The sequence below is a fragment of the Mycobacterium sp. 1245805.9 genome (genome assembly GCF_001672915.1).
In the GTDB taxonomy this organism is placed as follows: Bacteria; Actinomycetota; Actinomycetes; order Mycobacteriales; family Mycobacteriaceae; genus Mycobacterium.
Genome location: NZ_LZKR01000004.1, coordinates 126,921 through 144,425, shown reverse-complemented (window position 1 = coordinate 144,425; position 17,505 = coordinate 126,921). Strand labels below are relative to the sequence as shown.

Annotated in this window: 18 protein-coding genes; 9 read left to right on the top strand and 9 right to left on the bottom strand. The window is 67.3% G+C overall.

Annotated features, from left to right (window positions below; translation table 11 throughout):
- The first annotated feature begins 149 nt into the window (after nucleotides 1–149).
- Nucleotides 150–3,089 (top strand): RND family transporter, encoded by a 2,940-nt coding sequence (locus tag A9X00_RS01010; RefSeq protein WP_082974611.1) that lies wholly within the window; start codon nucleotides 150–152, stop codon nucleotides 3,087–3,089.
- On the opposite strand, the gene A9X00_RS01005 is transcribed toward A9X00_RS01010, so the two are convergent.
- Nucleotides 3,023–3,700 carry a response regulator gene (locus tag A9X00_RS01005; RefSeq protein WP_067147885.1) on the bottom strand — a complete coding sequence of 226 codons (678 nt, stop codon included), beginning with the start codon at nucleotides 3,698–3,700 and terminating at the stop codon, nucleotides 3,023–3,025. The two genes, A9X00_RS01010 and A9X00_RS01005, sit on opposite strands and share 67 nt — an antisense overlap.
- A complete protein-coding gene (locus A9X00_RS01000) occupies nucleotides 3,682–5,376 on the bottom strand; it encodes an ATP-binding protein (protein ID WP_232006634.1) in 1,695 nt (564 codons plus the stop codon). Before A9X00_RS01000 ends, A9X00_RS01005 begins: the two co-directional genes overlap by 19 nt.
- Before the next feature lie 85 nt (nucleotides 5,377–5,461).
- Between A9X00_RS01000 and A9X00_RS00995 the strand changes: the two genes are divergently transcribed.
- Nucleotides 5,462–6,364 carry an NAD(P)-dependent oxidoreductase gene (locus tag A9X00_RS00995; protein ID WP_067148115.1) on the top strand — a complete coding sequence of 301 codons (903 nt, stop codon included), beginning with the start codon at nucleotides 5,462–5,464 and terminating at the stop codon, nucleotides 6,362–6,364.
- Nucleotides 6,365–6,612: 248 nt separating this feature from the next.
- On the opposite strand, the gene A9X00_RS00990 is transcribed toward A9X00_RS00995, so the two are convergent.
- Entirely contained in the window at nucleotides 6,613–7,524 is a 912-nt protein-coding gene (locus A9X00_RS00990) for an IclR family transcriptional regulator (RefSeq protein WP_082974610.1), read from the bottom strand.
- 46 nt (nucleotides 7,525–7,570) lie between these two features.
- Here A9X00_RS00990 and A9X00_RS00980 point away from each other — a divergent pair, with 46 nt between their 5' ends.
- Nucleotides 7,571–8,839 carry a phytanoyl-CoA dioxygenase family protein gene (locus A9X00_RS00980; RefSeq protein ID WP_156771869.1) on the top strand — a complete coding sequence of 423 codons (1,269 nt, stop codon included), beginning with the start codon at nucleotides 7,571–7,573 and terminating at the stop codon, nucleotides 8,837–8,839.
- Nucleotides 8,840–8,863: 24 nt separating this feature from the next.
- Here A9X00_RS00980 and A9X00_RS00975 read toward each other — a convergent pair whose 3' ends face one another.
- Nucleotides 8,864–9,685: an alpha/beta fold hydrolase gene (locus tag A9X00_RS00975; protein ID WP_067148112.1), complete on the bottom strand. Its 822-nt coding sequence runs from the start codon at nucleotides 9,683–9,685 to the stop codon at nucleotides 8,864–8,866.
- Between the two features lie 30 nt (nucleotides 9,686–9,715).
- Nucleotides 9,716–10,297: a TetR family transcriptional regulator gene (locus A9X00_RS00970; RefSeq protein WP_067147874.1), complete on the bottom strand. Its 582-nt coding sequence runs from the start codon at nucleotides 10,295–10,297 to the stop codon at nucleotides 9,716–9,718.
- A gap of 82 nt (nucleotides 10,298–10,379) precedes the next feature.
- On the opposite strand from A9X00_RS00970, the gene A9X00_RS00965 reads away from it, so the two are divergent.
- The 4 genes from A9X00_RS00965 to A9X00_RS00950 are packed head-to-tail and all read left to right on the top strand — an operon-like array spanning nucleotide 10,380 to nucleotide 12,929.
- Nucleotides 10,380–11,189: a class I SAM-dependent methyltransferase gene (locus A9X00_RS00965; RefSeq protein ID WP_067147871.1), complete on the top strand. Its 810-nt coding sequence runs from the start codon at nucleotides 10,380–10,382 to the stop codon at nucleotides 11,187–11,189.
- A complete protein-coding gene (locus tag A9X00_RS00960) occupies nucleotides 11,182–12,036 on the top strand; it encodes a lysophospholipid acyltransferase family protein (protein WP_067148109.1) in 855 nt (284 codons plus the stop codon). The genes A9X00_RS00965 and A9X00_RS00960 overlap by 8 nt, the downstream gene beginning before the upstream one ends.
- A 31-nt stretch (nucleotides 12,037–12,067) precedes the next feature.
- On the top strand, nucleotides 12,068–12,514 hold the full coding sequence (locus A9X00_RS00955) for a helix-turn-helix transcriptional regulator (protein ID WP_067147868.1): 447 nt from the start codon (nucleotides 12,068–12,070) through the stop codon (nucleotides 12,512–12,514).
- A gap of 4 nt (nucleotides 12,515–12,518) precedes the next feature.
- Entirely contained in the window at nucleotides 12,519–12,929 is a 411-nt protein-coding gene (locus A9X00_RS00950) for a VOC family protein (RefSeq protein ID WP_067147866.1), read from the top strand.
- A gap of 67 nt (nucleotides 12,930–12,996) precedes the next feature.
- Here the strand turns inward: A9X00_RS00950 and A9X00_RS00945 are convergent, their stop codons facing one another.
- The 4 genes from A9X00_RS00945 to A9X00_RS00930 all read right to left on the bottom strand — a co-directional run bounded on the left by A9X00_RS00945 (nucleotide 12,997) and on the right by A9X00_RS00930 (nucleotide 16,136).
- Nucleotides 12,997–13,251 (bottom strand): hypothetical protein, encoded by a 255-nt coding sequence (locus tag A9X00_RS00945; RefSeq protein WP_067147863.1) that lies wholly within the window; start codon nucleotides 13,249–13,251, stop codon nucleotides 12,997–12,999.
- A 99-nt stretch (nucleotides 13,252–13,350) separates the two neighbouring features.
- Nucleotides 13,351–14,793, bottom strand: coding sequence for an amino acid permease (locus A9X00_RS00940; protein ID WP_067147860.1), 1,443 nt, complete (start codon nucleotides 14,791–14,793; stop codon nucleotides 13,351–13,353).
- Nucleotides 14,794–14,848: 55 nt separating this feature from the next.
- Nucleotides 14,849–15,118 (bottom strand): EF-Tu/IF-2/RF-3 family GTPase, encoded by a 270-nt coding sequence (locus tag A9X00_RS00935; RefSeq protein WP_067147856.1) that lies wholly within the window; start codon nucleotides 15,116–15,118, stop codon nucleotides 14,849–14,851.
- A 4-nt stretch (nucleotides 15,119–15,122) separates the two neighbouring features.
- Nucleotides 15,123–16,136 carry an NADP-dependent oxidoreductase gene (locus A9X00_RS00930; protein ID WP_067147853.1) on the bottom strand — a complete coding sequence of 338 codons (1,014 nt, stop codon included), beginning with the start codon at nucleotides 16,134–16,136 and terminating at the stop codon, nucleotides 15,123–15,125.
- Between the two features lie 112 nt (nucleotides 16,137–16,248).
- On the opposite strand from A9X00_RS00930, the gene A9X00_RS00925 reads away from it, so the two are divergent.
- Nucleotides 16,249–16,860: a hypothetical protein gene (locus A9X00_RS00925; RefSeq protein WP_232006633.1), complete on the top strand. Its 612-nt coding sequence runs from the start codon at nucleotides 16,249–16,251 to the stop codon at nucleotides 16,858–16,860.
- A gap of 82 nt (nucleotides 16,861–16,942) precedes the next feature.
- A complete protein-coding gene (locus tag A9X00_RS00920; RefSeq protein ID WP_156771868.1) occupies nucleotides 16,943–17,272 on the top strand; it encodes a hypothetical protein in 330 nt (109 codons plus the stop codon).
- The last annotated feature ends 233 nt before the right edge of the window (nucleotides 17,273–17,505 follow it).

Below are 17,505 nucleotides of genomic sequence, written 5' to 3'. Positions count from 1 at the left end.
CCGCGACGCGCGAGCACAACGCGCAAAACCGTGGAATCGCGGCTAATTCCGACTATCGCTGACAAGCGAGACGCGGCTGCCCACGGCGCCATAAGTTCCGTGTAACCGAGGCGAAAGTCGTTCGCGGCCAGACTATGAGGGGTTTCACCATGACCAAAGAGTCCGCTACGTCCAAGGCAGGCACCGGCGCGTTTGGGGCGCTGGGCCGCGTCGTCGTGCGCGCGCCCTGGCTCATGATCGCCGCCTGGGCCGCCGTGGTGGCCGTGCTGGCAGTGGCTTTCCCCCCGCTGACGAAGGTGGTCGAAGGCCAGACCGTACAACCGCTGCCGCCCAAGGCGATGGCCGCGGCCGAGCAGATGGCCAAGGACTTCGGGGAATCCGCCCAGAACGTCCTGATCGTCGTGCTCACCGACAATCGGGGTCTGCAGCCGGCTGACGAGGATGCCTACCGCAGGCTGGCCACCACATTGCGTGACGACACCCGCGATGTGACCGGCGTGCAGGACGTCGCGACCACGCCCGCCCTGCGCCCGCTGATGGTCAGCGCGGACAACAAGGCGTTCTATCTCGCGGTGATGCTGCGCGCGCCCGCCGGGTCTCCCGAGTCCTCGCAGGCGTACCAACGGATCACGGACACCGTCAAGCACTCCACCGCGGGCACCCCGCTGACCGCGGACGTGACCGGCCAGGCCGCCATGGTCGGCGACATGTCGCTGGTCACGGCCCGCGACTTGCACATCACCGAGATCGTCACCGCGTTGTTCGTGCTGATCATCCTGCTGGTGATCTACCGGCGGCCCGTGACCGTGTTGCTGCCGTTGATCACCATCGGGGTTTCGGTGGCGTCGGCTCAGGGCGTGGTGTCCGCGCTGGCTCAGGTCGGGCTCGGCATCTCCGCGTTGACGATCGGGCTGATGACGGCCATGATCTTCGGCGCCGGCACCGACTACGCCGTCTTCCTGATCAGCCGTTACCACGAGTACATCCGCTCCGGCGTCGACTCCGACCGGGCCGTGCAAAAGGCGCTGAGTTCCATCGGGGAGGTGATCGCCGGGTCGGCGGCCACCGTGGCCGTCACCTTCCTCGGCATGGTCTTCACCCGCCTGCCCGCGTTCACGAGTATCGGCCCGGCGCTTGCCGTTTCGATTGCGATCGCGTTCCTTGCCGCGATCACGCTGTTGCCCGCGATCCTGGTGCTGGCCGGTCGGCGCGGTTGGGTGGCGCCGCGACCGCCGCTGACCGGGCGCCTGTGGCAGCGTTCCGCCGTCCACCTGGTCCGCCGGCCCAAAACGCATCTGCTGGTGAGCCTTTCGGTGTTGGTCGCGCTGGCCGGCTGCGCGGCCTTCCTCCGACCCACCTTCAACGACCGCCTGCAGCTGCCGCGGTCGGCGCCGAGCAATGTCGGCTTCTCCGCGATGGAGAACCACTTTTCGACGAGCGCCCTGCTGCCGCAATACATCTACGTCCGCTCACCACAGGACCTGCGGACGTCGCGTGCCCTGGCCGACCTGGATCAGATGGCGCAACGCGTGTCGCAGCTGCCCAACATCGCCGCGGTGCGGGGCATCACGCGGCCCGACGGCCAGCCGCTCGATCAGGCCAAGCTCAGCTCCCAGGCCGGGGCGGTCGGTTCCAAGCTCGAGGACGCCTCGACGCAGATCACCGACCGCGCCGGCGACCTCGACGCGCTGACCCGCGGCGGCGATCAGCTGGCGGCAAGCCTCGCCGAAATTCGCGAAAAACTCCGCGGCGCCGCAGGGCCTATCACCCAGCTCACCGCGACGCTGAGCCAGGCCCAGCAGCAGCTCGGCGCGGCGGCCAACCTCCTGGACAACGTGCGCGGTCTCGCGACCGGGCCGGTCTCGACGCTGGCCAACGTCGCCGCCGCCGCGGGTTTCGCCGCGCCGGCTGCGGCACCGGGCGTGCAGGCGGCGGTGCAGAGCATGACGACGCTGTTGGCCACGGCCTCCAACAGCCTGCGGGCGGCCGGCGGCAGCACCGCGGGCATGGCGCAGAAGATCGCCGGCCTGCAGGCGGCCGCCGACCGGCTGGCCGACGGCAGCCGGCGGCTGGCCGACGGGGTGCGGGCGCTCGTCGACCAGACCAAGCGGATGGGCACCGGGATGAACCAGGCGGCCGACCTGCTGCTCTCGATGAAGCGCGACGCCACAGGGCAATCCATGGCGGGCATGTACATCCCGCCGCAGGTGCTGAGCTCGAACGACTTCAAGAACGCCGCCAAGCTGTTCATCTCGCCCGACGGGCACTCGGCGCGCTACCTGGTCGAAACGAAGTTCGACCCGTTCAGCACGGCCGCGATGGATCAGGTCGCGTCGATCCTCGACACGGCGCGCGGCGCCCAGCCCAACACCTCACTCGCGGACGCGTCGATATCCATGGTCGGGACGACCGCGATGTACAGCGCGATTCGCGGCTACTACGACCACGACGTTCGGCTGATCGTGGCCATGACGCTGCTCATCGTCTTCGTGATCCTCATCCTGCTGCTGCGCGCGATCGTGGCCCCGCTGTATCTCATTGCGTCCGTGGTGATCTCGTTCTTGTCGGCGGTGGGCGTGGGAGTGGTCTTCTTCCAGTTCGTGCTGCACCAGCCGATCTACTGGAACGTGCAGGCGACGGCGTTCATCGTGTTGGTCGCGGTCGGGGCGGACTATAACCTGTTGCTGATCACGCGGATTCGTGAGGAGTCCCGCACGGGCGTGCGCTCGGGCATCGTCCGCGCGGTGCGTTCGACGGGTGGCGTCATCACCTCGGCCGGCATCATCTTCGCCGCGTCGATGTCCGGCCTGCTGTTCGGCAGCCTCTCGACGATGGTGCAGACCGGATTCATCATCGGCATGGGCATTTTGATCGACACGTTCGTGGTTCGCACCGTCACGGTGCCGGCCCTGGCGGCGTTGGTGGGGAAGGCCAATTGGTGGCCGCACCCCGCGCCGAGACTGCGCACAGGTCGCGGTTGGTCGGGGAAATCACGCGCTGAGCGCAGTCTCGGCGAGACGCCTCATCGGCGCATTGGCCGCTTGTCCTTGGCCGCGAACTCCTGCTCGGGCCGTCCCGTCGTGCCGTAGCGCAACCCGACGGAGACGTCACCGGTGCTGGCCAGCCCCGCCAGATACCGCTGGGCGGTCGCCCGCGATATCCCGATCGCGGCGGACACCTCGGCGGCCGACATGGGTTTCTCCGAGGTGCGCAAGGCTTGCAGCACAAGCTGTTTGGTGGAGGACGCCGCGATGGTGGGCGGCGCCGCGGGAGCGACCCGGGGGCGCAACGCGTCCAGGGCCGCGTCCACGTCGCCGGAGCCGAGGTTGGGGCTCGTCAGAATCTTGCGGTAGCGCGCGTAGCCGGCCAACCGCGCGGCCAGCTCGGTCGTCGCGAACGGCTTGACGAGGTAGCTCAGCGCGCCGGCCGACATGGCGGCGCGGACGGTGTCCGCCTCGGTGGCCGCCGTCAATACCATGCTGTCCCCGCGCAATTCGCGGACGAAGTCGATCCCGGAACCATCGGGCAGGTACACGTCCACCAGAGCGAGGTCGACGGCGGGGGCCTCCCGCGCGGACCCGAGGGTGTTCACTGTGGCGCTCACCGTGAAGCCGGGCAGCGTGTTGACCACCTCGGCGTGCAGGTTGGCGACGCGGAAGTCGTCGTCCACCACGAGTACGGTCAGGTCTGCGTCGCCCATTGCTCCTCCTCAACCATCACGCCCGGCAAGCGGGCAATGAATTCCGCACCGCGCAGCGAAAGTTCCGGGTTGCCGGGGCTGGCCAGCCACAGGTCGCCACCGAGGGCGCGGCTGATCTGCCGCGACAACGCCAGCCCGATGCCCCGCCCGCCCGGTATGCCGGAATCCGGCTTGGTCGACGTGCCCTCGGTGAAAAGGTGCTCGACGAACTCGGGCGCGACGCCGTCACCGCTGTCGGCCACCGTGATGTGCAGCGTCGTACCCTCTTGCAGCAGTTCGACTTCCACCTGTTTGGTGGCGTTGTCGCTCGTGCGGGCCGCGTCGATGGCGTTGTCGAGCAGGTTGCCGACGACGGTGGTGACGTCGACCGGCAGCACGAGCCGGCCGGCCACCCAAGTGTTTTCACCGATCGTCAGCGTCACGCCGGCTTCCCGGGCGGCGGCGCCCTTGGCCGCCAGGAACGCCTGCAGGTAGGCGTCGCGAATCGCGTCGATGCCGGGCAGCGCGGATCCCAGTGGGCCCGACCCGAGGAGCTCTTCCAGGTATTGCAGCCCCTCCTCGACGTGACCGCCGTGCAACAGCCCGGTCAGCAGGTGCAGGCGGTTGGCGAACTCGTGGCGCTGGGCGCGCAACACCGTGCTCATCACCTGCACCGCGTCGAGCTGGCGGGTCAGCGACTCGACGTCGGTTCGGTCCCGCACCACCAAAACGGTTCCCAGCGGCCGTCCTTCGCGCGACACCGGCCGAGCCGAGACCACGACGATGCGTTCGCCGACGGTCGCCAGCGTCGGGGTCGGGTCGGCCGCTTTGAACACGTCGAGCACGCGCGGGGTCAACCCAATCTCCTCGATGGGCCGGCCCGTTTCGTTGCCGATCTCGAGCAGCCGGCACGCCTCGTCGTTGACGAAGGTGGTCTTGCCGGCCGTGTCGGTCGCCAGCACGCCCTCACCGATGCCCTGCAGCACCGCGGCCTGGCTGCGGATCAGTTCGGTGATCTCGGCTGGCCGCAAACCCAGTGTCAGCCCTCGCCATCGGCGGGCCAGTACCACCGAGCCGGCGACCGCGATCAGCAGCAGGGCACCGCCCATCGCGCCCAGCACGACCAGGTTCTTCGAAAACTGCTCATCGAAGGCCTTGGTGGACAGGCCGACGATGACCACCCCCAGCACCCGATCGGAACCTGGCTCGAACACCGGCACTTTCGCGACGATCGCGCGCCCGAGCACGGTGTCGTCATGCGATGTCGTCTCATGTCCGGCCAGCGGTGCGGCGATGTCGCCTTGGACATGCAGGCCCAGCCTGTCGCGTTGGGGATCCGCGACCCTGATGCCGCTTGCGTTGGCGATGACCACGAACGCCACATGGGTGCGTAGCTGAACGCGGGTTGCTACGCCCTGGATCGGACCCGTGGCAAGTTCGCCGACCAGTTCCGGGCTCGGGGTCAGCGGGGCCAAGGAGGGATCGTCGTAGCGGGCGATGTTGGTGACCACCGTGGGGGATGAGGCGACCACACGGGCGATATCCGTGGCGTGGACGTGGTATTGACTGTCCAGGCGCGCGCGGTTGAAAACGGCGAACAACGCGAAGGCGACGATCAGTGTCAGCGTCACGACGACGAGCTGCAGCAGCATCACCTGCGTGGCGAGTCGCAAGTCGACGCGGCCCCTGGCGGCCATGCAACGGACCCTACCGCGCGGGTGAGCACAATGCGCGAAAGTCGGTGATCGTCTGCGCCCCGTGGCGCTCACCTACTATCAGCGCATGCGCGGATCCAAGATCCTGATCACCGGCCCGACCGGTCAACTGGCCACTCCCATCGCCCTGGCGCTGGCGCCCGACAACGAGGTGTGGGGCGTCGCCCGCTTCACCAACCCCGCGGCGCGGGAAGGCCTCGAGAAGGCCGGTGTCCGGTGCGAGACGGTCGATCTGGCGGCCGGGGACTTCACCGGTCTCCCAAGCGATTTCGACTACGTCCTCAACCTGGCGGTGGCCAAGAGCGGGGACTGGGACACCGACCTCGGGGCCAACGCCGAGTCGGTCGGCCTGCTGATGGCCCACTGCCGCGGGGCGAAGGCCTTCCTGCACTGCTCCTCGGCCGCCGTGTACGACCCGCCCGGCGACGAACCCCGCACCGAGCGGGCCGCCCTGGGCGACAACCACAAGTTTCTGTTCCCCACTTACTCGATTTCCAAGGTCGCGGGGGAGGTCGTCGCCCGGTCGATGGCGCGCATCCTCGACGTGCCCACCGTCATCGCCCGCCTCAACGTCCCGTACGGGAACAACGGCGGCTGGCCGTACTACCACATGGAGATGATGCTGGCCGGCATCCCGATTCCGGTCCCGCCCGGCGGACCGGCCCAATACAACCCGATCCACGAGGACGACATCATCGCGACGCTGCCGAAGCTGCTCGACGCGGCCTCCGTCCCGGCGACCACCGTCAACTGGTGCGGCGATCAAACCGTCAGCCTGCAGGAGTGGTGTGGCTACCTCGGCTCGCTCGTCGGCAAGGAGCCCGTCTTCAAAGAAGACGCGCACGCGCTGCGCGGCAACCCCACCGACCTGACCCGCATGCACGAGCTCATCGGCGGCACGACCGTCGACTGGCAGGACGGGATGCGCCGCCTGGCGGCGAAGTTCCACCCGGAGCTGGTCGAGGCCTAGGCCCCTAGTAACGCGCATCGTCTCCTGTGGTGTGCGATCTGCCCATGCGCGCAGGAGCGGAAAGCGGCCTGCGCTGAGATCGCCGAGCGTCAGAGTGGTGACGCCGTTCGCGCCGCACCGTCCGTCTCGCTGGACTTAGCGACCTCGGGCATGTGAGGTGCCTGCCCACCCTGCTCCACGCGCGGTACGGCGACAGCATTGTGGCTGTTGCCGCGCAGAGCAATTTTGCAGAGCCCCGGAATATCTTGTCAGCGACCAGATTTCGGCCAGCGTCCACCGGCGGCCCTGGTCAGGGTTTTGGCGGTCTGCAGGATCGCCTCGATGTAGTTGTCGAGGTCGCCGGCCGGCAACGCGTCGGCCATGACGTGCAGTGCTACTAGATAGCGAGGCTGTTGGTCGGGCCCGAACACCGGCGCCATCACGTAGCTGACGGGTCTGCGGCGCCGGTCGGCGAGTTCAGCAGTGCTGTAGATCCCTATTCCTGTGACGGCGCCAACCTGTAGGCGACGCAGCACATCGCTGGGGGCGTGTTCGTCCGCGGACGTCAGTAGATCGCGAATCTGCTCCACCATCGAGCGAACGTCCTGCTTGATGTTGTAGACCGCATAGCCGCGCTCTTTGACGCCCGCCAGCGTGTCCCGTTGCGCCTCGATCTCCTCAGCCGTCATGGGATCGGGCGCGCTGAACAGCCACTCGTTTACCCGCTTGGGCGAGCTCCAAGCCATCGGGACCGTCCCATACGGTGGGTAGAGCGGCAGGCGGTGGCCGATCCGCGTGACGAACTCCTCAACCCGGCCGGCAGTGAGGATGACCTCGAGGTCGTTGTCGTTAATTTGCGTCAAGGTGCTGCCTCCGCCGGTGAGGGCCGAAAGGCGTGACAACTCGGGATCGGCTGCACCCAGTAAGGGGTAGCGGACGCGTAGCGCCCCAACGAGTTTGAGCGGACCCGATCCGAGGCGATACCCCTTGTCGGGGAGTCGCTCAACATAGCCGGCGTCGTCCATCGTGGCGAGGATCGCCGCGGTGGTCGAAGTGCTGAGTCCTACCGCGCGGGCGACCTCTGACAGCGATAGGCCACCAATCGGCGCTTTGGTAAGCGCCTCGAGCACCGCCAAAGCTCTTGACGTCGGTGGCGATTGGGTTTTACGCTCTTCCGACATCCCGGAATCATATTCCGAATATTCGCAAACGTCAAGGAGATTAATGATGCTTGACCAAATCGCCCGTAATACGGACGTCGGCAGCCTGGAAGCATGGGGGAGGCAGCGATGGGACTTCGACGAGTTTCATACGTCTGAACTGCCCCGGCGACTCGCCGAAGGCGTCAGTGAGCAAGTCGCGTGGGACGTCGCGGATGCGCCACCGATCGCGGTCAAAATGCCCGATGGTCGCGCATACAGTTACGTTTGCGATGAGGGAACCGTGCGAGTCGAGCATGGTGTTCGCGACGATGCACACGCTGTCATCGAGCTCCAGGAGCGCGCATGGCAAGACTATGTCCACGAGTTCCGCAATGTCTCATCGCTCCTGCTCGCAGGCTCCGTTCGGTTTGAACGAGGCGGGTTCGACGAGTGGGATACGTGGGCGCCGGCAATTCGGTGTATCTACTCGGGACGACCGATTTACGACCCGTCGATGTCTTTCACGGATCGCAACGGCGATCCTCTGGATTTGCACCAGTCGTTCTCACTCGATGACGACCATGAGGATCTGTCTCACTTCCTGCAGACCGCCGGTTATCTGGTGGTGCGCGGGGCGATGGCCCACCGTCACGAGGAGATCGCGAACGAGATCGACAAGCTCACCAACGATGCAACAGAGGGAAACATCTTCTCCTGGTGGGTCGACAACAAGGCGACCGGCGGTCGGTTCCCTTACCGCCTGCTCTACATGTCGGAGTACTCCGAGCTAATTCGCTCCCTATTCGACGACGATCCAACAATCGCCGCCCTGGCGGCGCTGGCCAAACGCGACTTGGTGCCGTTGCATGACCGCGGGCAGGGCGCACTGACCGTCCTCAAACCGTTCGGTGTTGGCGCGTCGCTCGGCGACAGCATTGCCGCGAACCTCGGCTGGCACCGGGACTGCGACCTGGGTGGCTGCCCCATCATGTGCCCGTCGATCAACATCGGAATCCATCTCGACGCCGCGGGACCTACCGGCTCGCAACTATGGGCGCTGGCCGGATCCAATGGCAAGGTCACCCACGCGCCGGGCGGGCTCCAGACGGACGACCCGAACGCCATCCCGATGAACACCCAACCTGGCGACGTCACCATCCACTATTCGTGCACAACACACGCGGGTCCGCCGCCGGTCGGTGAAGGCAGGCGCCGGACGGTCTACCTTCCCTTCTACGGGCGTGACACGCTCAAACTGCTCGGGCGATTTGAGGCCTTCGAACAGGTTCTGCCCGGTTACGGCACCGGCACGACACCGAGCATGGACCAGATGGTCGAGCAGGCCAAGGCCTAACCCATCCAGACGCCTAGGCCGCAATCACAGGTGGGCCAAGAGCCGTTCGGCGAAGGTCCCAGGATGCTCCCGGTGCATGAAATGCCCGCCGGGGACCTCCTCGACGACGTACTCGTTCTCGAACATGCGCGCGGCGCCGCGGTAGTCGGACGGCTCGGCGATCGGGTCGTCCAGCCCCGCGAAGACAACCGTCGGCACCTTGATCTTCGCCTTCAGTGATGCGCTGGGGACGGGGGAGAGCTTGCGGTAGTAGCCGAACGCCGCGTTCAGGCTCGCCGGGTTGGCGAAACTGGCTCGGACGGCGTCGAACTCGTGAGGATCCGGATTCCAGGTCGGCGACCAGCGCCGGCAAATGGCGGGCAGCGCGGCAAAGTCGTTGCGCGCGAACCGTTTCGGCGCGCCGGGCAACTTGTACGCCGCGAAGTGGCGCACGCCCCAGAGCTTTTTCAGCGTCGGCTTGAGCGCCGCCGGATGCGGAATGCCCACGACGAAAAGCTTTTTGACCCGATCCGGCCCGAGGGCGGCCGCACCGTAGGCGGCCGAGGCGCCCCAGTCGTGCCCGATGACGACGGCCTCGCGGGCGCCGAGCGCTTCGATCAGCGCGAGCGGATCGCGCGCCAATGTTTCCTGGTCGGCGTCGCGGGCGGGGATCGCGCTGGGGTGGTAGCCGCGCATATAGGGGCTGACCGCGCGGTAGCCCTGGGCGGCCAGGCGCGGGCGCAGATCGTCCCAGGTGTGCGGGGTGTCCGGGAACCCGTGCAGCAGGAGGACGAGCGGTCCGGAGCCGTCCTCCAGATAGGCGAATCTCAGCCCGTTGGCCTCGACGAACTGGATCTCATCGGCCATGGCCTGGGACACTACGCGCTTTGCGCAGCGTCATGGGCCCGCCGGCGCAACGGGTTTGACGATGCGGGCCGCCGCCTCGACGGCCGCCGCGCGCCGGCTGGCGATCACCCGCTTGTCCGTGGTGGCGGCCGCGGGGTCGGGCCAGTGCGCCCAGGCCAGGGCGATCGAAAAGAGCAGCACCAGCAGCTGCTGCGGTTCCCAGGAAGGGTCGACGTGGCCGTCGGCCTGCGCCTGCTCCAGGGCGGCGATGGCACGCTCGGGCGGGCGCTCCTCGTCGAACTCCGGAATGTCCAGCGGAAAACCTTCCAACCGCGCCCACGTGATCATTCGGTGGTGCTCGGGCCGGTCCTGCGTCAGGTCGAAGATGCCGCCGACGAACTCGGGCACCGCGTCGGGGTGCAGCTCCACGGCGCGGAAGAACTCCGCGCCGTCGGTGGCGACGACATCGCGGAACAGGGTCTCCTTGTCACCGAAATGCGCGTACAGCCGTTCCTTGCTCGCGTTGGCGGCGCGCGCGATCCGGTCGATGCGCGCCCCGGCCAAGCCGTACTGGGCGAACTCCGCGCGGGCGGCGGCGAGTATCTCGCCGCGGAGCTCTGTCTTCGATCTCACAGGAACATCATAAGCAGACGAACTGGTTCGTTTGTTATGGTGGGTTCGAGAACGGGCTGACGACATGAACAGGAGAGCCGTGATGGTTACGACAAACACGCTGGACCAGGCGATCGCGACGATGCCCAGGGGTGGCCCCGACGCGTCGTGGCTGGATCGTCGATTCGAGACCGATGCGCTCGAATACCTCGACCGCGACGACGTGGCCGACGAGGTCAAGCAGAAGGTCATCGGCATGCTCGACCGGATTGGCACGCTGACCAAGCAGCACGAGCAGTACGCGCGCACGGCGCTGAGCGTCGTCGCCGACATCCCCAATCCACGGATCCTGGAGCTCGGCGCGGGCCACGGAAAGCTCTCGGCGCAGATCCTCAAGCTGCACCCGACCGCCACCGTGACCGTCAGCGACCTCGACGCGACCTCGGTGGCCAATATCGCGGCGGGCGAGCTGGGGGACCACCCGCGGGCGCGCACCCAGGTGGTCGACGCGACCGCGATCGACGCCGCCGACAACAGCTACGACCTGGTGGTGTTCGCGATGGCGTTTCACCACCTTCCGCCGGCGGTAGCGTGCCGCGCCATCGCCGAGGCCACCCGAGTGGCCAAGCGGTTCCTCGTCATCGACATCAAACGACAGAACCCGTTGGCCACGTTGCTGTTTCCGGTCTTCGCGCTGCCCCTGAATCTCGTCCTGGTCCCATGGTCGTCGATTCAGCCCGGGCTGCACGACGGGTTCATCAGCGCGCTGCGTGCCTACAGCCCGTCGGCGATGCAGGCACTCGGCCGCGCCGCCGATCCGGAGATGAGCATCGAGCTGCTGCCCAGCCCGACCCGGTTCGGTCCGCCGTCGCTCACCGTCGTGTTCTCCCGCCCGGGTGCAAACCGTGGCTGACGACACCGACCTGGCCGGCATCACGGAGCCGAGCGCACGGGTGCGGACATTGCGACGAGCCCTCGACGAGGTGAGCGACCGGCTGCGCCCCGTTGTCGATCTTTCTCGGCCCTACGTCGATGGCGTCGAACGCCTGCCCGCGGACGGGCGATTCCTGTTGGTGGGCAACCACACTCAGTTCGGCTCCGAGGTCTTCTTGATCTCCGACGCCGTGCGCCGCACCATCGGGACCCGGGTCCGACCACTGGCCGAACGGGGTTTCGGGCGCATGCGTGGGCTGCCCGGCGACCTGATCGCGGCGTACGGCGCCGTCGTCGGCGCACCGGAGACCGCGCGCGAACTGATGCGAAACGACGAGACCATCCTCGTGTTCCCCGGCGGCGGCCGCGAGATCGCCAAGTTCAAGGGCGAGGAGTACCGGCTGCGCTGGCAGGGACGCGCGGGGTTCGCAAGGCTGTCGATAGAGAACGGCTACCCGATCGTGCCGGCCGGTCTCGTCGGCGGCGACGACGTCTATCGCAGCTTGACCACGCGCGACAGCGCGTACGGACGGTTCAGTGAGGCGTTGGGCCGCAGGCTGAATGGGCGCGCGGACATGGCGATGCCGTTGATGCGGGGGATCGGGCCAACGTTGATTCCCCGGCCGCAGCGCATGTATCTCCGGTTCGGGTCGCCGATCGATACGAGCAGGCCGCTGGGCGTCACAGCCCAGGAGTGGGTGGACGTCGTCAAGGACCAAACGCAACGGGCGCTGGAGAACATCTTGGGTGACCTGCGGCGGCTGCGCGACGGCGACCCGTACCGCGGGCTCAACCCGCTGGCGTGGCACCGGGCGACGATGCCGTAAGCCTCCGGCCGATCGTGGCAATATCGCGTGGGTGACCGGTAGCCCCGCCGAGCAGCGACTGCGCGACCTCGCGCTGCTGCGTCGCGTCCGCGACCGCATCGACCGTGACTACGCGCAGCCGCTGGACGTCGAGGCGCTCGCCCGCGCGGTGCACATGTCGGCCGGGCACCTGAGCCGCGAATTCCGGCGGGCCTACGGCGAATCGCCGTACTCGTACCTGATGACGCGGCGCATCGAGCGCGCGATGGCGTTGCTGCGCTGCGGTGACCTCAGCGTCACCGAGGTCTGCTTCGCGGTCGGCTGCTCGTCGCTGGGCACCTTCAGCACCCGCTTCACCGAGCTCGTCGGCATGCCGCCCAGCGTGTTTCGCCGCCAGGCGGGCGACGCGACGGCCGGGATAGCGCCGTGCGTCGCGAAGCAAGTCACCAGACCGATCAGGAATCGAGAAGCGTCGGCCGCCGGGCCGCACCTAGCCTGACGCCATGGACATCACGATTCACTCGAGCATGCTTCCGCACGACGAGCCGGAAGCCTCCCTGGCCTTCTACCGGGACACCCTCGGCTTCGAGGTTCGCCTCGACGTCGGGCAGGGCAAGATGCGCTGGATCACGGTCGGCCCGCCGAACCAGCCCGACACGTCCATCGTGCTGAGCCCGCCAGCCGCCAACCCTGGCATCACCGACGACGAGCGACGCACCATCGCCGAGATGATGGCCAAGGGGACCTACGCCATGCTCATGCTGGCCACCAAGGACCTCGACGGCGCGTTCGAGCGGCTGCAGGCTGCCGACGCCGAAATCGTCCAGGAGCCAACCGAGCAGCCGTACGGGCTGCGCGACTGCGCCGTGCGCGATCCCGCGGGGAACCTGATCCGCATCCAGCAGATCCGCTGAACGCCCACAACGGGAAAAGTCCCGAACCCGCTTGGGGTTCGGGACTTTCGACCGCAGCGTGCGAGGTTCATGACCCCCTGGAGTAGCGGGTGAGGAACCCGTAGGCCGCCACGCCCGCGACGGAGCCGACGACGGCCAGCAGCAGCATCTGGAAAACCAGCGAGCCGAACATCCAATCGAAGGTCAGCGCGAGGTACAGCGTCCAGAGCAGGCGGAACAGGCTCAGCACGGCGACCACGCCGGCGCTGATGCCGAAGTACAGGCTGCGCTGACGGTCGACGCGGTTGATCTGCTCTTCGATGCTGGCGGGGACAAGCTTCATTTGTGTGACTTCCTTTCAGGTGGCGCCGCCGGGTTGGCGTCGTCGTTGGGACAAGTACAAAGGGCGGGATTCGCTACCGATCCCAAGAACGCCGGGGCGTCAGGAGGCGGGCGCGGGCTCGGCGGTGTCGCCGACGGGGTTGTTCATCTCGGCCTGGAAGCGGCGATACGTCTCGGCGCGCCCGGGTCGGCGCCGCACGACCAGCCAGCCGGCGGCGAGCACCAGGAACCACAGCGGAAACCACGCCAACGCGATCGCGGTCTCGCGTTCAGTGCACAGCGTCCAGATCACGAACGCGAAAAAGCCCAGGATCGCCCAGCACATCGCCACACCGACGGGCATCTTGTAGGACGAGTCGGCATGCCGCTGGGGGTGCCGGCGCCGGTAGACGAGGTAGCTGACGACGATCGCCGCCCACACGAACATGAACAACAGCGAGGCGACGGTGGTCACCAATGTGAACGCGCCCATGACCGAACCGCCGACGTAGAGCAGCGGGATAGAGGTCAACAGCAGCGCCGCGGTGAGAAAGAGGGCGACCGACGGCACGCCGCGGCGGTTCAGCCGACGGAAGGGCGACGGAGCGCTTCCGTTGTCGGACAGGCCGAACAGCATGCGGCCCGTGGAAAAGACGCCGGAGTTGGCCGACGAGGCGGCCGCCGTGGTCACCACGAAATTGACGATCGACGCCGCCGCGCCGAGCCCCGCCAACGCGAACATCGTCACGAACGGGGATTGGCCGCCGGCGAAGTGTCGCCACGGGACGACGGTCAAGATCGCGAGCAGCGCACCGATGTAGAAGATCGCCACCCGAAGGGGGACCGCGTTGATGGCGCGGGGAAGGGTGCGGCGCGGATCCGCCGTTTCGGCCGCCGCGGCGCCGACGAGTTCCACCCCCACGAACGCGAAGAACGCGATCTGGAACCCGCCGACCACGCCCATGAACCCCGTCGCGAAGAATCCGCCGTCGTTCCACAGGTTCTCGACCGTTGCCCGATTGCCTTGCGGCGAAACGAAACCCGTCGCCACGAGCACGACGCCAACGACGATCAGGCAGACGATCGCCGCGACCTTGATCAGGGCGAACCAGAACTCCATCTCCCCGAAATTGCGCACGCTGGACAAGTTCAAGGCGAGGATCACGCAACCGGTGACCAGCGGCGGCAGCCACAGGGGCACGTCGGGCCACCAGAACCTCGAATAGCCGGCGATCGCAACGATCTCGGCGATGCCCGTGACGATCCAGGCGAACCAGTACGACCAGCCGACGAAAAAGCCCGCCGCGGGCCCCAATAGGTCGGCGGCGAAGTCGACGAACGACTTGTAATTCAGGTTCGACAACAGCAGTTCGCCCATCGCGCGCAGCACGAAGAACACAAAAAACCCTATGATCGCGTACACCAGCAGCACCGCGGGGCCGGCGAGCGAGATCGTTTTTCCGCTCCCCATGAAAAGCCCGGTGCCGATCGCCCCGCCGATCGCGATCAACTGGATGTGACGGTTGGCGAGACCCCGGCGCAGTTGCGGGGTGGCGGATGTCATGGCGAAGACATTAGAGGCCAGAGCGGCGGCCCGCGACAGTTGTAAATTGCCCGGCTTACGCCAAAAAGGCGCCTGACGAGGTGATTACGTCCCCGGCAGCAACATCGCCTTTGTCGAGCGATTTGAAAAGCAATCCGACGTTGTCACCGGTCGTCGCGGTGTCGATCTTCTTGCGAAAAGCCTCGATCGCGTCCACCCGGACCGTCGGCCCGCCGTTGATCTTCACCTGGTCGCCGACGCGCAGCTGCCCGTACTCCACGCGGCCGGTGGCCACCGCCCCGCGACCGCGGATCACGAACACGTCCTGGACCGTCATGCGAAACATGTGGCTAGTCCGACAGCTTCACGACGAGCTTGCCGACGTTCTTGCCATCGAAGAGCATGTTGATCGCCGTCGGCAGCTGCTCGAAGCCCTCGACGACCGTTTCCAGCGGGGTGAGCTTGCCGCCGGCGATCAGGCCGCCGATCTCGGTGGCCGCCTCCGCCGCGCGACCCAGATGGTCGAGGACGATGAAGCCCTGCAGCGTCGCGCGCTGGATGAGCAGGTTGGCGAACGCGCGCGGGCCCGGCGGCGGATCGGCCGCGTTGTATCCGGAGATCAGGCCGCAAAGCGCAACGCGGGCACCGATGTTGACGCGCGCGAAGACGGCGTCCATGATGTCGCCGCCGACGTTCTCGAAGTCGACGTCGATGCCGTTGGGGGTCGCCGCGACGAGCTGGGCGGCCCAGTCATCGGCGCGGTGGTCGACCGCGGCGTCGAAGCCGAGCTGGTCGGTGAGCAGCGCGCACTTCTCGGGGCCGCCGGCGATGCCGACGACGCGTGCGCCGTCGGCCTTGGCCAGCTGCCCGGCGATCGACCCGACCGCGCCCGCCGCGGCCGAGACCACGACCGTCTCGCCTTGCTTGGGCTTGCCGATGTCGCGGATGCCGATCCATGCCGTCAGCCCGGTCGTGCCCAGCGCGCCCAGGTAGGCGCTCGGCGAAATGCCCTCGGCAACGTCGACCGGCATCACGAGCGCGGAATCCGACAGGACCGCATACTCCTGCCAGCCGAGGAGACCTTGCACGGTCTGCCCGACCGGGAAACGCGCACTCTTCGACGCGACGACCTTGCCCAGGCCGCCCGCGCGCATGACCTCGCCGATGCCCACCGGCGGCAGGTAGGTCGGGGTGTCGTTGATCCACATCCGGTTTGTCGGGTCGAGCGATATCCAGTTGACGCGCACCAGCGCCTCGCCGTCGGCGAGCTCGGGCACGGCCTCCTCGCTCAACTCGAAGGTGTTGGGGCCGATACGCCCGCTGGGGCGCTCGCGGAGCAGAAAACGGCGATTTCGATCGGGCATAAGCGCACCGTACTGGACCGCCGCCGCGACAACTACGCTTCCATAAATGAGGTTTTGCACGGTGAACGTAGCGTCGCGAATTGCCCTGATCCCTATCGCTCTAACGGCTTGCTTGTCGCTGCCCGTGGCGGCCGCCGACCCGCCAGCCACCCAGCAGATCACCGTTATGGCCGGCGGGCCCGGCGGCCAACCGATCAATGGTTATAAGGAGACGCCGCCGGAGGGCAACGTCGTCACCGTCGAGTGCTCGGAACCCTCGCCTTCGGCCGTGGCCGACAACGTCTACTCGTGCTCGCCCAGCGCGGCCGGCGCGGGCACCTGCTGGCCGTCGACCCCCGGTTCGCTGTTGTGCGTGGACAACCCGTGGGACAAGCGCATGCATCGGGTGAACTACACCGGTTCGCTGCCCCCGGTGCAGCCGACCGCCACGCCCGATCCCTTCGCGCTGACCCTCGACGACGGCACCCATTGCCTGCTGCGTAACGGCGGCGCTTGGGGCGTGCGCGCCGACGGCTACGAGGGCGCCTACAGCTGCAGCGGCACCGTCGCGCACCTCGCGGTGCTATGGCTTCCCAGCCAAGGCGCCGGCAGTTGCATCGACCGCTCGTCCGCGGCCTGGACGGTCAAGGTCGGTCAGCTCGGCACACCCGACTCCGCCCTTCCGCCGCCGCAGACCCGCGCGGTGACCGAGGCGTGGTTTGCCGGGGGCAAGGCCGGTCAGTAGCGCGCTGGGCCAGCTGCCTCGTTGACGCCGGACGGGTTATTCGTCAGATACCTGTCGGTCGGCACAGGCAAGAATGGACTGCATGGCCGATCCGTTGCGCCTGTGTGTCGGCGAGTTCTATGACTCGGGTGTCCAAGGCTGGCCAGGCAGTGAGCTGGTCTTGACCACCGATGGGTGCGTTCTTCTCACCGACTACATAGCTCCAACACGGGAACAGATCAATGAGTTCGCAACGACCGACGCGAATTTCGCGTGGGTCGATGCGCGCCACAACGGGATCTTGTGCTACAGATTCGGGGGCTGGCGCTGGAAGATGATTCCGTTCAACCCGCATCGGGATACTCCGCTGACAAAGTTCCTGGAGTGCCCGCGGTCGCGCCGGGCCATCACCTTTCCGTCGCTGTCGGATTAGCCGACTGCGAGGCTCCGGTTTTGGCTGTGCGGGTGGTCACGTGGCCTCAATTTTTCGTCAGTGCCGTCGCCGCGACCGTGCGGAGGTTGGCTGCGCAACCATTCGACCCCAGGGAAACGGTCGATGAGTCCAACTTTCTCTACGTGTTCGTCGGCCCCGAACTGCTCGCGGAGCGGGCTGCAGTCCAATTGTTGTCGCCCCCGTCGGAATAGCCACGCAGACCGTGACCAGGG

Coding starts and splice junctions, on each gene's coding strand:
- A9X00_RS01010 (WP_082974611.1), top strand. CDS start 150: ATGACCAAAGAGTCCGCTACGTCCAAGGCAGGCACCGGCGCGTTTGGG.
- A9X00_RS01005 (WP_067147885.1), bottom strand. CDS start 3,700: ATGGGCGACGCAGACCTGACCGTACTCGTGGTGGACGACGACTTCCGC.
- A9X00_RS01000 (WP_232006634.1), bottom strand. CDS start 5,376: ATGGCCGCCAGGGGCCGCGTCGACTTGCGACTCGCCACGCAGGTGATG.
- A9X00_RS00995 (WP_067148115.1), top strand. CDS start 5,462: ATGCGCGGATCCAAGATCCTGATCACCGGCCCGACCGGTCAACTGGCC.
- A9X00_RS00990 (WP_082974610.1), bottom strand. CDS start 7,524: ATGTCGGAAGAGCGTAAAACCCAATCGCCACCGACGTCAAGAGCTTTG.
- A9X00_RS00980 (WP_156771869.1), top strand. CDS start 7,571: ATGCTTGACCAAATCGCCCGTAATACGGACGTCGGCAGCCTGGAAGCA.
- A9X00_RS00975 (WP_067148112.1), bottom strand. CDS start 9,685: ATGGCCGATGAGATCCAGTTCGTCGAGGCCAACGGGCTGAGATTCGCC.
- A9X00_RS00965 (WP_067147871.1), top strand. CDS start 10,380: ATGGTTACGACAAACACGCTGGACCAGGCGATCGCGACGATGCCCAGG.
- A9X00_RS00950 (WP_067147866.1), top strand. CDS start 12,519: ATGGACATCACGATTCACTCGAGCATGCTTCCGCACGACGAGCCGGAA.
- A9X00_RS00945 (WP_067147863.1), bottom strand. CDS start 13,251: ATGAAGCTTGTCCCCGCCAGCATCGAAGAGCAGATCAACCGCGTCGAC.
- A9X00_RS00940 (WP_067147860.1), bottom strand. CDS start 14,793: ATGACATCCGCCACCCCGCAACTGCGCCGGGGTCTCGCCAACCGTCAC.
- A9X00_RS00935 (WP_067147856.1), bottom strand. CDS start 15,118: ATGTTTCGCATGACGGTCCAGGACGTGTTCGTGATCCGCGGTCGCGGG.
- A9X00_RS00930 (WP_067147853.1), bottom strand. CDS start 16,136: ATGCCCGATCGAAATCGCCGTTTTCTGCTCCGCGAGCGCCCCAGCGGG.
- A9X00_RS00920 (WP_156771868.1), top strand. CDS start 16,943: ATGGCCGATCCGTTGCGCCTGTGTGTCGGCGAGTTCTATGACTCGGGT.